A 13,904-nucleotide genomic window follows, 5' to 3' on the forward strand; every position below is an offset into this window, starting at 1 on the left:
GCAGCTCGCGGCTGCGGGGCCCTTCGTCATGTCCGGTGTGGAGACACCGGGAGGCGCGATCGGCTGGATCAGGCCTTGCCGCGTCGGACTCGCAGCTGCTGCAGAGCCTCTTCGAGCAACTGCTCGGCTTCTTCTTCGGTCCGTCGCTCTTTGACGTACGCGAGGTGCGTCTTGTACGGCTCCAGCTTCGCGACCGTCGGCGGGTTCGCCTTGTCGCGCCCTGCCGGCAATCCACTCGAGGGTGAGTCGACGGTCTCGGGGATCTCTTCGTCGGGCACGTTGGCCGCGAAGTGACGGACGACCTCGTTGCCGAGGGCATCCCAGTACGAGATGGTGATCCGCTCGGCGTGGAAGCCGCGATCTTGCTCACCCATGGGACCTGCGCCGACGCGCGAGCCGCGGATTGCGCTACCGCCCGAGGCCATCAGCTGACCGCCGCGAACTTGGTGATGAGGCCCAGGACCACGATGCAGGTGATCCAGACGAGACCCAGGAAGACCGTGATGCGGTTGAGGTTGCGTTCGGCGACGCCGGATGCCCCGAGGTTGCTCGTGACGCCACCGCCGAACATGTCGGACAGACCGCCACCACGGCCGCGGTGGAGCAGGATGAGGAGGGTCAACAGGAGGCTCGTGATGCCGAGCAACACCTGCAGGATGACCTGGAGAATTTCCACGTAGGACCTTTCGATGCGGTGAGACCGCTGAACAGTATAACCGCGAGAGGCCGTCGCCCTGGCAGGCCGAGTCGGAGGGGCGCCGACGGGCGACGCACCCGGCCCGTCAGACGCCGACGTGCGCCTGGAAGCGGACGATGTTGGCGAACTCGGACACGTCGAGGCTCGCCCCACCGACGAGGGCTCCGTCGACGTTGGGCTCTCGCATGAACGATGCGATGTTCGTGGACTTGACCGAGCCGCCGTAGAGGACGCGGGTGGTGGCGGCGGCGTCCGGACCGACGATCTCGACCAGGGCCGCCCGCAGGGCCGCGCAGACCTGCTCGGCCTGCTCGGCCGTGGCGGCCTGTCCGGAGCCGATGGCCCAGACGGGCTCGTAGGCGACGACGATCTCGGCGGAGGCCGGCACCTGGGCGAGCGCCGCACGGAGCTGGGCCACGGGCACCGCGCTGGGGCCGTGCTGCTCGAGATCGTCGGCCGTCTCACCGACGCAGACGACGGGGACGAGGCCCGAGCGATGCGCGGCGGCGACCTTCGTCGCCACGACCTCGTCGTCCTCGGCATGGAGCGTCCGACGCTCAGAGTGCCCGACCAGGACGTAGCGCACGTCCAACTTGGCGAGGAACTGCCCCGAGATCTCGCCCGTGTAGGCGCCCGAGTCGTGAGCGGACAGGTCTTGGGCTCCGAGAGCCAACTCGAGCTTGTCGGCGTCGAGCAGGGTCTGCACGCTTCGGAGGTCGGTGAACGGCGGGAACACCGCGGTCTCGACCGCGTCGAAGTCGTGCTTGGCGTCCTTGAGGGACCATGCGAGCTTCTGGACGAACGCGATCGCCTGCAGGTGATCGAGGTTCATCTTCCAGTTGCCGGCGATGAGGGGCGTGCGTGTGGTCACCATCCGAGGACCTCCAGTCCGGGGAGTCGTTTGCCCTCGAGGAACTCGAGGCTGGCTCCACCGCCGGTGGAGATGTGGCCGAACTGGTCGTCGGAGAACCCCAGGGCACGAACGGCCGCGGCCGAGTCGCCGCCGCCCACGACGCCGAGACCGGAGACCCGGGTCAACGCGTCGGCGACCTTCTGGGTGCCGTGTGCGAAGGCGGGGAACTCGAAGACTCCCATCGGACCGTTCCAGAAGACCGTGGACGACGTCTGGACGGTCTCCGCGAAGCGCGCGGCCGTCTCGGGGCCGATGTCCAGGCCCAGTGCCTCGGAGCCCAGAGCAGAGGATTCGATGCCGTCCGAGGCGACCACCGTGTGCTCGGCGTCCGCGCTGAAGGACGAGGCGACCACCACGTCGACGGGGAGCACGAGGTTGACGCCCCGGCGCGCGGCCTCGTCGACGTAGCCGCGGACCCGGTCGAGCTGGTCCTTCTCGAGCAGGCTCTTGCCGACGGGGAGTCCCTGGGCGGCGAGGAACGTGAAGAGCATCCCTCCACCGATGAGCAGGTTGTCGACCCGGGGAAGGAGGTGCTCGATGACGCCGAGCTTGTCGGAGACCTTCGAGCCGCCGAGGACGACGCTGTAGGGGCGCGTGGGGTTCTCGGTCAGCTTGTCGAGGACCTCGAGTTCACGCGAGATGAGCGTCCCGGCCGCGCTCGGGAGGAGCGCGGGCAACTCGTACACACTCGCCTGCTTGCGGTGCACGACCCCGAAGCCGTCGGAGACGAACACGTCACCGAGCTCGGCCAGGCGTGCGGCGAACTCCTGACGCTCGGACTCGTCCTTCGACGTCTCGGCGGCGTTGAAGCGGAGGTTCTCGAGGACGACGATCTGGCCGTCGGTGAGGTCGTCCACTGCTGCGGCGGTCTCGTCACCCACGGTGTGCGCGGCGAAGCCGACGCTCTTCCCGAGGAGTTCGCTGAGGCGTTGGGCGACCGGTCTGAGGCTGTACTCGGGCTTCGCCTCGCCGTCGGGGCGGCCGAGGTGCGAGATGACCACGACCCTGGCCCCCTGGTTGATCAGCAGGTCGAGGGTCTCGAGGGAGGCACGGATGCGGCCGTCGTCGGTGATCTCGCCGTCCTTCAGAGGGACGTTGAGGTCGCATCTGACGATGACGCGTCTGCCCGACAGGGGACCGAGGGAATCGAGGGTACGCAGGCTCATGGGTTCGTTTCGGGTTCGGAGGAAGGTGCCCCGGCCCGTGAGGGCCGGGGCACCGAGGTCGGACTAGAGGCGGTCGGCCACGTACTTCGTCAGGTCGACGAGACGGTTCGAGTAGCCCCACTCGTTGTCGTACCACGAGGTGATCTTGACGAGGTTGCCGATGACCTTGGTCAGGCCCGAGTCGTAGATCGACGAGTGCGGGTCGGTCGTGATGTCCGTCGACACCAGAGGGTCCTCGGAGTAGGCCAGGATGCCCTTGAGCTCACCCTCGGCGGCGGCCTTGTAGGCGGCGTTGATCTGCTCGACCGTCACCGGCGTGCTGGTCTCGAGGGTCACGTCGGTGATCGAGCCGGTGGGCACGGGCACGCGCAGGGCGTAACCGTCGAGCTTGCCGGCGAGCTCGGGGATCACGAGGCCGATGGCCTTGGCGGCGCCGGTCGACGTCGGGACGATGTTGAGCGCGGCGGCACGGGCACGGCGGGGGTCCTTGTGCGGACCGTCCTGCAGGTTCTGGTCGGCCGTGTACGCGTGGACCGTCGTCATGAGACCGCGCTCGACGCCGAAGTTGTCCAGGAACACCTTCATCAGGGGGGCCAGGCTGTTCGTCGTGCAGGACGCGTTCGAGATGATGTGGTGGTTGGCGGGGTCGTAGATGCCCTCGTTCACACCCAGCACGATGGTGGCGTCGTCACCCGTGGCCGGAGCCGAGATGAGGACCTTCTTCGCGCCGGCGGTGATGTGCTTGCGTGCGTCCTCGGCCTTCGTGAAGAAACCGGTCGACTCGACGACGATGTCGACGCCCAGCTCGCCCCAGGGCAGGTTGGCGGGGTCGCGCTCGGCGAGGACCTTGATCGGCTTGCCGTCGACGACGATCGAGTCGCCGTCCAGCTCGACGGTCGCGTCGAGACGTCCCGTGATCGAGTCGAACTTGAGGAGGTGCGCGAGGGCGGCGTTGTCGGTCAGGTCGTTGACGGCGACGATCTCGATGTCGGTTCCCTTGGCGAGCGCCGCGCGGAAGTAGTTGCGGCCGATGCGACCGAAGCCGTTGATGCCGATCTTGACGGTCAATGAAACTCCTGATGATCAGGCGTCGTGGGGACGCGTGGAGGGTGTGGGCGACCAGGCCCGTGGCGACGCCCGAATTCTCGATGACCTCGGGTCGGACACCGCTTACGACAGTAGCAGCAGCCCTCCGGAATTCGTCCTCCGGTGACGTCGTGAGAACCCTCCGCCGCCCCTCAGTCGAGGTCGAGGTCGTGCGGCAGGTTGGCGTCCGTGCCCGGCAGCCCCAGGTCGCCGGCCTTCTTGTCGGCCATGGCGAGCAGGCGACGGATCCGACCCGCGACGGCGTCCTTGGTCATCGGGGGGTCGGCGTGGTGGCCGAGTTCGTCCAGGCTGGCGTCGCGATGGGCCAGTCGCAGCTCGCCCGCGTACTTGAGGTGCTCGGGGATGTCGTCGCCGAGCAGTTCCATCGCCCGGTCGACGCGGGCGCACGCGGCCACGGCGGCCTGGGCCGACCGTCGCAGGTTGGCGTCGTCGAAGTTGACGAGTCGGTTCGCCGTCGCGCGCACCTCGCGGCGCTGGCGCATCTCTTCCCAGTCGGTGACGCTCTTCTCGGCGCCCATCACCTTGAGCATGGTGCCGATGGCCTCGCCGTCGCGGATGATGACCCGGTGCACGCCGCGGACCTCTCGGGCCTTCGCCGCGACGCCCAGTCGGCCGGCGGCCCCGACGAGCGCCATGGCGGTCTCGTTGCCGGGGCACACGACCTCGAGCGAGGCGGACCGACCGGGATCGGTCAACGAGCCCTGCGCGAGGAACGCCCCTCGCCAGATGGCGGCGAGATCGTCGCGCGAGCCGGTCGTGAGCCGGTTCGGCAGGCCACGGACGGGTCGTCGGCGGGCGTCCATGAGCCCGGTCTGACGGGCCAGCGTCTCACCGGCCTCGTGGACCCGGACGAGGAACCCGGGGGTGCGGCGTGAGCCGGAAGGAGCCGTCATCGCGACGTCGCTCCTGGCTCCGTACAGCTCGGCCAGGTCCTTCCGGACCCGTCGGGCGATGAGCGCGGAATCGAGTTCCGCCTCGACGGCGATCCGACCGGAGATGAGGTGCAGTCCCCCGGCGAAACGGAGGACGGTGGCGAGCTCAGCGGCCCGGATCGTCGTCCTGCTCACCTCGACGCGGGCGAGTTCTTCTTTGACGTCGGCAGTCTGGGCCACTCCGGTTGTTCCTTTTCGTCAGGTCGAGGTGTCGTCGGTACACGGGCGTGCTGAAGCACCTCGGTGGGTCATTCTCGGCCGAGGTCGCGGTGTTTCACGCTGACGGCCACGCCGGGGAGTCCACGCAGACGCGCCGCCAGTTCACCCACGAGGGTGACCGATCGATGTTTGCCCCCGGTGCAGCCAATGGCGATCGTAGCGTGTCTCTTGTTCTCACGCTGATAGCCCGACAAGACGGGGACGAGCGAAGCGGCGAAGGCGTCGACGAACTCCCGGGCCCCGTCCTGCTGCATGACGTACGACGTGACCGGCTCGTCGAGCCCGGACTGCTGCCGGAGCGCGGGCACCCAGAACGGGTTGGGGAGGAACCTCGCGTCGCCCACCATGTCGGCGTCGGTGGGCAGGCCGTACTTGAACCCGAAACTGAGGACGGTCACCTGGACCCCGGCGCGGTCGGACTCGGCGAACTTCTCGGAGATCGTCGTGGCCAACTGGTGGATGTTGAGTTCCGACGTGTCGATGATCACGTCGCTCGTCTCGCGGAGCTCTTCCATGCGCGCACGCTCGGCGAGGATGCCGTCGAGCAAGGTGCCGTCACCCTGCAACGGGTGCGGTCGCCGGACCTGCTCGAAACGCCGGACCAGCGCCGCGTCGGTCGCGTCGAGGAACAGCACCCGCACCTTGCTGGGCATGCTCGCCCGCAAGGTGCGCACGGCCTCTTGGGCCTCACTGAAGAGGCGTCCCCCGCGGACGTCGACCACGGCAGCGATCTTGGGGAGCGAATCCCCCGCACGTTCGGCCAGGTCGAGCAGCGGTCGCAACATCTGCGCCGGCAGGTTGTCGACCACGTACCAGTCGAGGTCCTCCAGGGCGTTGCCGACGGTCGACCGCCCGGCGCCGGACATCCCCGTCACGATCAGGACCTCTTGCTGTTCGCTGACGTCGCTCATGTCGGTGGTGTCCTCCGGGTCGGCGTGCGGTGCATCGAGTCTAGGCGGGGCTCGTGGGGGGCACGACGTCGGCGGCCGCCACGTCGTCGGCCGCCACGTCCTCGGCCCCGCGCAGCCGCTCGACGACTGCGGCGGCGAGCGTCGGGCCGATGCCGCGGATGGCCGAGATGTCCGCTGCCTCGGCGTCCTTCAAACGCTTGACCGAGCCGAAGTGCTTCAGGAGCACGGCCACCCGGGAGGGCCCCAACCCCGGGATCTCCGCGAGCTGCGTCGAGATGTCGCGCTTGCGACGCTGCCGCTGGTGCGTGATCGCGAAACGGTGGGCCTCGTCGCGGATGCGCTGGATGAGGAACAGCGCGTCGCTGTTGCGAGGGAGGATGACCGGGAAGTCGTCGTCGGGCAGCCAGATCTCCTCGAGCCGTTTCGCGATCCCGCAGAGCGCGATGTCCGTGACGCCGGCGTCGTCGAGTGCTCGTCGGGCCGCCGCCACCTGGGGTTGTCCGCCGTCGACGATGAGGAGGTTGGGGCGGTAGGCGAACCGTTTGCGTTGCTCTCCCACCTCCTCGACGGGAGCGAGTTCGTCGTCGAGGCGAGAGAGGCGGCGGCTGAGCGTCTGGTAGATCGACTCGGTGTCGTCGGTCGACCGGGGGATGTTGAAACGCCGGTACTGGTCCTTCCGCGGCAGGCCGTCCTCGAAGACCACCATCGAGGCGACGATGTTCGTGCCCGAGAGGTGGGACACGTCGTAGCACTCCATGCGCAAGGGCGCGTCGCTCATGCCGAGGGCCTCCTGGATGTCGGCCAGGGCGGTCGACCGGGTGGCGAAGTCGGCGCTGCGACGGGTCTTGTAGAGCATGAGCGACTGCTGCGCGTTGAGGGTCGCCGTCTGCATCAGGTTGGCCTTCTCGCCGCGCTGTGCCGTGTGGATCTGGACCCGTCCCCGACCGCGGAGGGTGCTGAGCACGCTCTCGAGGGCGTCGTTGTCGTCCGGCGTCTCGGTCACGACGATCTCGCGGGGAAGCTCCGCGCCGGCGGTGTAGATGCCCTGCAGGACCTGCTCGACGAGGTCGCCGGTCGAGATGTCGATCTCTTTGTCGACGACCCAGCCGCGGGAGCCACGGATGCGACCGCCCCTCACCGTGAAGAGCTGGACGGCGGCCGCCAGCTCGTCCTCGGCGAGGGCGTAGAGGTCGAGATCGACGTTGTCGCGGAGGACGACCGCCGACTTGTCGAGCACGGCCTCGAGGGCCTGCACCTGGTCGCGGTACGTGGCCGCGTCCTCGAAGCGCTGCTCCGTGGCGGCCGTCTTCATGGAGCGCTGCAGGTCGGCGATCACCCTCTTGTCGTAGCTGCCCATGAACTTGACGAACTCGTCGACGATCGCCCGGTGCTCGTCGATCGACACCTTGTGCGAACACGGCCCCCCACAACGACCGATCTGCCCCGGGAAGCAGGGCTTGCCCGTCTGCATGGCCTTCTTGTAGCTGCTGTCGGAACAGGTCCTGATCGGGAAGACCTTGATCATCAGGTCGATGGTGTCGTGGACGGCCCAGATCTTCGGGTACGGCCCGAAGTACTTGGCCCCCTTGATGCGCGGGTTGCGCGTGACCATCACCCGAGGTGCCTCGTCGGCCAGGGTGACGGCCATGAACGGATAGGTCTTGTCGTCGCGGAACTTGACGTTGAAGGGCGGGTCGAACTCTTTGATCCACGTGTACTCGAGCTGGAGGGCCTCGATGTCGCTGCCCACCACGGTCCATTCGACGGATCGAGCGGTGAGGACCATTCGTCGGGTGCGTTCGTGCAGCGACGGAAGCGGTGCGAAGTAGTTGCTCAGCCGGGCCCGGAGGTTCTTGGCCTTGCCGACGTAGAGCACCCTCCCCCGCTCGTCACGCCAGCGGTAGACGCCGGGGTCGGTGGGGATCTCGCCCGCTTTCGGACGCCAGGAGACGGTGTTGCTCATCGTGCTTCGACGGCCTCCCGGCGTCGAGTCGACGTGGCCTTCTTCTTCTGCACCCGGGGCACGGTGTGACCCGATTCGAGGATCTCCTTCAGGAAGACGCCCGTGTGGCTCTCGGGCACGGTCGCGAGGTGCTCGGGGGTTCCGGTGGCGATGACGGTGCCGCCACCCGCGCCTCCTTCAGGGCCCATGTCGATCAGCCAGTCGGCGGACTTGATGACGTCGAGGTTGTGCTCGATCGTGATGACGGTGTTGCCCTTCTCGACCAGACCGTTCAGCACGAGGAGGAGCTTGCGGACGTCCTCGAAGTGCAGGCCGGTCGTCGGTTCGTCGAGCACGTAGACGCTGCGCCCGTTGGAGCGCTTCTGCAGCTCGGTCGCGAGCTTCACGCGCTGGGCTTCGCCCCCGCTCAGCGTGGTGGCACTCTGGCCGAGTCGCACGTAGCCCAGGCCGACGTCGACCAGCGTCGACATGAACCGGGAGATCGCCGAGATGGGGGCGAAGAACTCGGCGGCCTCGCTGATCGGCATCTCGAGGACCTCGGAGATGTTCTTGCCCTTGTACCGCACCGCCAGGGTGTCGCGGTTGTACCGCGCACCACCGCACACCTCGCAGGCGACGTAGACGTCGGGAAGGAAGTTCATCTCGATCTTGATCGTGCCGTCACCTGCGCAGTTCTCGCAGCGGCCGCCCTTGACGTTGAAGCTGAACCGGCCCGGCAGGTAGCCGCGGGCCTTCGCGTCGGTCGTCTCGGCGAAGAGGGTACGGATGCGATCGAAGACACCCGTGTAGGTCGCCGGGTTCGAGCGCGGGGTGCGACCGATCGGCGCCTGGTCGACGTGGACGACCTTGTCGAGGGCGTCGAGGCCCGTGACCCGCGTGTGCTTGCCGGGGATCTGACGGGCTCCGTTGAGCTGGTTGGCCAGGACCTTGTACAGGATGTCGTTGACGAGCGAGGATTTGCCCGAGCCGCTGACGCCTGTCACCGCGACGAAGGTGCCCAAGGGGAAGTCGACGGTGACGTCGCGCAGGTTGTTGGCCTTGGCGCCCACGACCGAGATCATGCGCTTCTTGTCGACGGGGCGACGGCTGGTCGGGGTCTCGATGGAGCGCCGCCCGGCGAGGTAGTCGCCGGTGTACGAGTCGGTGTTCGCGACGAGGTCCTCGTAACTGCCCGAGTGCACCACCGTGCCGCCGTTGACGCCGGCACCCGGGCCGATGTCGACGACCCAGTCGGCCGTCTTGATGGTGTCTTCATCGTGTTCGACGACGATCAACGTGTTGCCGAGGTTCTTGAGTTTGACCAGCGTGTCGATGAGTCGGCGGTTGTCACGCTGGTGGAGGCCGATGCTCGGCTCGTCGAGGACGTAGAGGACTCCGGTGAGACCCGACCCGATCTGGGTCGCGAGGCGGATGCGCTGGGCTTCTCCACCGGAGAGGGACCCCGCGGCGCGGGCCAGGGAGAGGTACGTGAGACCCACTTCCAGCAAGAACTCGAGTCGGACCCGGATCTCACGCAGCACCTGGGCCGCGATGCGCGCCTCGCGGGTCGTGAGGGTGAGGCTGTTCATGAACCCGAACGCGTCGGCGAGGCTGAGTTCGGACACGCTCGCGATGTCGTGCCCGTCGACCAGGACGGCGAGGACCTCGGGCTTGAGCCGCTTGCCCTTGCAGACGACGCACGGGATCTCGCGGAGGTAGGACGCGTAGCGCTGGCGCTGCGTGTCGGTCTCGGCCTCGGCGTACTTGCGCTCGATGTAGGGCATGACACCCTCGAAGCCCGTCGAGTAGGTCATCTCTCGGCCGAAGCGGTTGCGCCACTTCACGGTGACCTCGAAGTCGTTGCCCTGCAGGACGGCCTGTCGGACCTTCTCGGGCAGCTCGTGCCAGGGCGTCTTGAGGCTGAAGCCCAGATCACCGGCCAAGCCCTCGAGGAGCTTCTGGAAGTAGTTGTAGAGCCCCTTGCCGGATTGGGTCCAGGGCAGGATGACTCCGTCGGCGAGGCTGAGCTCGGGGTCGCCGAGCAGCAGGTCGGAGTCGACCGACATCTTCGTGCCGAGTCCGGAGCACTCGGGACAAGCGCCGAAGGGGGCGTTGAACGAGAACGTGCGGGGTTCGATCTCGGTGAGCTGGACCGGGTGGTTGTTCGGGCACGAGAGCTTCTCGGAGAACGTCCGGTACTTGCCGGCCGCGCCCTCGTCGGTGTCGACGAAGTCGATCGTGACCAGGCCGTCCGTCAGGCGCAGGGCGGTCTCGAGCGAGTCGGTCAGACGGGTCAGCGCCTGGTCGGAGGCGACGAGGCGATCGACCACGACCGAGATGTCGTGCTTGATCTGCTTCTTCAGCTTGGGCGGCGAACTGAGCTGGATCTGCTCACCGTCGACGATGGCCCGGGAATACCCCGTGGACGCGAGCTCGGCGAACAGGTCGACGAACTCGCCCTTCTTCTGCGAGACCACGGGGCTCAGCACCTGGTACCGGATGCCCGACTCGAGGGTCATGAGCTGGTCGGCGATCTGCTGCACGCTCTGCTTGCTGATCTTCTCGCCGCAGACGGCGCAGTGCGGAACGCCGATGCGTGCCCAGAGGAGGCGCATGTAGTCGTAGATCTCGGTGATCGTGCCGACCGTGGACCGCGGGTTGCGGTTCGTGGACTTCTGGTCGATGGAGACGGCCGGGCTCAGGCCCTCGATGAAATCGACGTCGGGACGGTCGACCTGACCCAGGAACTGCCGCGCGTAGGCCGACAGGGACTCGACGTACCGACGTTGCCCCTCGGCGAAGATCGTGTCGAACGCCAGGGACGATTTGCCCGAGCCGGACAACCCGGTGAAGACGACCAACGAGTCACGTGGGATCTCGAGGTCGACGTTGTTCAGGTTGTGCACTCGGGCACCCCGGACGCTCAGCGTGGAGGAACCTTCTACAGGTGAGATGGACACTCTTACCATTCTGTCGATGTGGACGACACTCGTCGTCGTGGCGGGCGGGCCCGCGGGAGGTGCAGCCGGCGGCGCGGGGTCAGGGGGCCGGGGACGAGACGGTCGGATGGACGCCCGTCAGGCCGGCGGACACCTGCCACAGACGCGAGGCCACCGACTCGTCACGGCTGTGACGTTTCGCGGGCACGCGTGCCGGAGCGCCGGTCAACTGGAACCATCCGGCCGGACCCCAGTATTCCCCGCCGTGGACGTCTTCGCCCACGAGGGCGTGGACGAGAGGCTCTGCTCCGACCTCCTTGCCCTGGGAGAAGACGTGCATCATCGAGGTGAGGACGGCGGGAGGGCGGCGGGGCTCGACGACGGGCGGGCGCGGGTCGCTGAGCGAGTCCCACGAGAACCCGGGGTGGGCGACGACGCTGGAGACCGAGGATCCGGCGGCCCGGAGGCGACGGTCGAGGTCGAAGCCGAAGGTCATGACCGCGAGCTTGGAACGTGCGTAGGCGACCGCGCCGGAGTAGCTCGAGACCATCATGGGATCGTCCAGGTCGAGTCGCACCCACCGATGGCTGATGCTTCCGAGGTGCACGACTCGAGCCCGCCCTGCCGACTCGAGGGCCGGCATGAGGTGCGAGACCAGGGCGAAGTGGCCGAGATGATTGGTGCCGAACTGGAGCTCGAACCCGTCGGTCGTCGTCTGACGCCGACGGGAGCCGACGACGCCGGCGTTGGCCAGGAGGCCGTCGACCGGTCCGCCGGCGGCGATGGCGGATGCACCCGTGCGGACCGACGCGAGGTCGGCCAGGTCGAGGGCGACCGTGTCGACGTCCGCCCCGGGCACGCGGCTGCGGAGGAGATCGGCGGCCCGCACGGCCCTCTCGGCGTCGCGGGCCGCGAGGACGACCTGGTGACCGGCCGCGACGAGCCGCTCGGCGGAGTAATAGCCGAGCCCTGCGGTCGCACCCGTGACGACGACGCGTCGACGATCACCGGGCATGACCGGCCGCCTCCATCTGTCGCAGATCTTTCTTCAGGTCGGCGACCTCGTCGCGGAGCCGACCGGCCAACTCGAACTTGAGCTCGGCCGAGGCCTGCAGCATCTGCTCGTTGAGGTCGGCGATGATCGCTTCGAGGCCGTTCGCGGCGCTGGCGGCCTTGCCCTCGCGGCGGAGGTTCGGCGTGGGGGCGCGCTTGCCACCCTGGCGATCCGCGAGGAGGCGTGCGGTGTCGGCACCTTCTCGGGCCAGGACCTCGGTGATGTCGGCGATCTTCTTGCGGAGCGGTTGGGGGTCGATGCCTCGCTCGAGGTTGTAGGCGACCTGCTTCTCTCGACGACGATCGGTCTCTTCGAGCGCCTGTTTCATCGAGTCGGTCATCACGTCGGCGTACATGTGGACCTGACCCGAGACGTTTCGTGCCGCACGGCCGATTGTCTGGATGAGTGACGTGGACGAACGGAGGAAGCCCTCCTTGTCGGCGTCGAGGATCGCGACGAGCGACACCTCGGGGAGGTCGAGGCCCTCACGGAGCAAGTTGATGCCGACGAGCACGTCGTAGACGCCCTGCCGCAGTTCGGTGAGCAGTTCGACCCGCCGGAGCGTGTCGACGTCGGAGTGCAGGTAGCGGACTCGCACTCCGGCCTCGGTGAGGAAGTCGGTGAGTTCTTCGGCCATCTTCTTGGTCAGGGTGGTGACCAGGACACGTTCATCGATCTCGACCCGTGTGCGGATCTCTTCGAGCAGGTCGTCGATCTGGCCCGCGGACGGCTTGACCACGATCTCGGGATCGATGAGCCCGGTGGGTCGGATGATCTGCTCGACGACGCTGTCGGTGATGCCCAGCTCGTACTTGCCGGGCGTCGCCGAGAGGTAGACCTTCTGGCCGACCCGGTCGAGGAACTCCTCGAACTTGAGGGGTCTGTTGTCGAGGGCGCTGGGAAGCCGGAAGCCGTGGTCGACGAGGGTGCGCTTGCGCGAGGCGTCGCCTTCGTACATGGCGCCGATCTGGGGCACGGTGACGTGCGACTCGTCGATCACCACGAGCAGGTCGTCCGGGAAGTAGTCGAGCAGGCAGTGGGGTGCCTCGCCGGGCGACCGACCGTCGATGTGCGCGGAGTAGTTCTCGATGCCGTTGCAGAAGCCGATCTGTTCCATCATCTCGAGGTCGAAGGTCGTGCGCATGCGCAGGCGCTGGGACTCGAGGAGCTTTCCCTGCTTGTCGAGCTCGTCGAGGCGGGTGGCGAGTTCGTCCTTGATGGTGCCGATGGCGCGGTGCATGACATCTGTGCCCGCGACGTAGTGCGAACCGGGGAAGACCGAGACGGCGTCCATCGTCTTGACGACGTCGCCCGTGAGCGGATGGAGGGCGTACAGCGCCTCCACCTCGTCGCCGAACATCTCGATGCGGATGGCCAGTTCTTCGTACATCGGGATGATCTCGATCGTGTCTCCCCTCACGCGGAAGTTGCCACGGGAGAAGTCGATGTCGTTCCGCTGGTACTGCATCGAGACGAACCGCCGGATGAGCGTCTCGCGATCGATCCGCATGCCGACCTGGAGGGCGATCATGGCCTCCATGTAGCCCTCGGGGGTGCCGAGCCCGTAGATGCAGGAGACCGTCGAGACGACGATGACGTCGCGTCGGCTCAGCAGCGAGTTCGTCGTCGAGTGCCGCAACCGCTCGACCTCGGCGTTCACCGAGCTGTCCTTCTCGATGAAGGTGTCGGTCTGCGGGACGTAGGCCTCGGGCTGGTAGTAGTCGTAGTACGAGACGAAGTACTCGACGGCGTTGTTCGGGAAGAGCGATCGGAACTCGTTCGCCAACTGGGCCGCGAGCGTCTTGTTGTGGGCGAGCACGAGCGTGGGCCGTTGCACCTGCTCGACGAGCCAGGCGGTGGTCGCCGACTTGCCCGTTCCGGTGGCGCCGAGCAGGACGACGTCGGTCTCGCCGGCGTTGATGCGCCCCGCCAGTTCGGCGATGGCGGCCGGCTGGTCGCCACTGGGTTCGAATTCGCTGATGACTTCGAACGGGCGCACACTGCGGGTCGGTTCCATGGATTCC

11 protein-coding genes are annotated in these 13,904 nt (G+C 67.6%); all 11 read right to left on the minus strand.

Annotation, left to right across the window (positions count from 1 at the left end):
• Window positions 1-68: 68 nt before the first annotated feature.
• The 11 genes from OVA02_RS09255 to uvrB all read right to left on the minus strand — a co-directional run bounded on the left by OVA02_RS09255 (window position 69) and on the right by uvrB (window position 13,897).
• On the minus strand, window positions 69-425 hold the full coding sequence (locus OVA02_RS09255) for an RNA polymerase-binding protein RbpA (RefSeq protein WP_043595011.1): 357 nt from the start codon (window positions 423-425) through the stop codon (window positions 69-71).
• Entirely contained in the window at window positions 425-676 is a 252-nt protein-coding gene (gene secG / locus OVA02_RS09260) for a preprotein translocase subunit SecG (protein WP_043595012.1), read from the minus strand. Before secG ends, OVA02_RS09255 begins: the two co-directional genes overlap by 1 nt.
• Before the next feature lie 106 nt (window positions 677-782).
• Window positions 783-1,571 carry a triose-phosphate isomerase gene (gene tpiA / locus OVA02_RS09265; protein WP_056045237.1) on the minus strand — a complete coding sequence of 263 codons (789 nt, stop codon included), beginning with the start codon at window positions 1,569-1,571 and terminating at the stop codon, window positions 783-785.
• Entirely contained in the window at window positions 1,565-2,776 is a 1,212-nt protein-coding gene (locus OVA02_RS09270; protein ID WP_056045239.1) for a phosphoglycerate kinase, read from the minus strand. Before OVA02_RS09270 ends, tpiA begins: the two co-directional genes overlap by 7 nt.
• Before the next feature lie 63 nt (window positions 2,777-2,839).
• Entirely contained in the window at window positions 2,840-3,844 is a 1,005-nt protein-coding gene (gene gap, locus OVA02_RS09275) for a type I glyceraldehyde-3-phosphate dehydrogenase (RefSeq protein WP_043595015.1), read from the minus strand.
• Window positions 3,845-4,014: 170 nt separating this feature from the next.
• A complete protein-coding gene (gene whiA, locus OVA02_RS09280) occupies window positions 4,015-4,995 on the minus strand; it encodes a DNA-binding protein WhiA (protein ID WP_159826586.1) in 981 nt (326 codons plus the stop codon).
• A 68-nt stretch (window positions 4,996-5,063) separates the two neighbouring features.
• Window positions 5,064-5,945 (minus strand): RNase adapter RapZ, encoded by an 882-nt coding sequence (gene rapZ / locus OVA02_RS09285; RefSeq protein WP_056045245.1) that lies wholly within the window; start codon window positions 5,943-5,945, stop codon window positions 5,064-5,066.
• A gap of 40 nt (window positions 5,946-5,985) precedes the next feature.
• Window positions 5,986-7,908 (minus strand): excinuclease ABC subunit UvrC, encoded by a 1,923-nt coding sequence (uvrC, locus tag OVA02_RS09290; RefSeq protein ID WP_267658049.1) that lies wholly within the window; start codon window positions 7,906-7,908, stop codon window positions 5,986-5,988.
• Window positions 7,905-10,856, minus strand: coding sequence for an excinuclease ABC subunit UvrA (uvrA, locus tag OVA02_RS09295; RefSeq protein ID WP_123570081.1), 2,952 nt, complete (start codon window positions 10,854-10,856; stop codon window positions 7,905-7,907). The genes uvrC and uvrA overlap by 4 nt, the downstream gene beginning before the upstream one ends.
• Before the next feature lie 70 nt (window positions 10,857-10,926).
• The gene (locus tag OVA02_RS09300) at window positions 10,927-11,841 is read right to left on the minus strand and encodes an SDR family NAD(P)-dependent oxidoreductase (RefSeq protein WP_056045248.1); all 915 of its coding nucleotides are present in this window, start codon (window positions 11,839-11,841) and stop codon (window positions 10,927-10,929) included.
• The gene (uvrB, locus tag OVA02_RS09305) at window positions 11,831-13,897 is read right to left on the minus strand and encodes an excinuclease ABC subunit UvrB (protein ID WP_043592809.1); all 2,067 of its coding nucleotides are present in this window, start codon (window positions 13,895-13,897) and stop codon (window positions 11,831-11,833) included. Before uvrB ends, OVA02_RS09300 begins: the two co-directional genes overlap by 11 nt.
• Window positions 13,898-13,904 lie beyond the last annotated feature (7 nt).

This window comes from Frigoribacterium sp. SL97, assembly GCF_026625765.1.
Classification (GTDB): Bacteria; Actinomycetota; Actinomycetes; order Actinomycetales; family Microbacteriaceae; genus Frigoribacterium.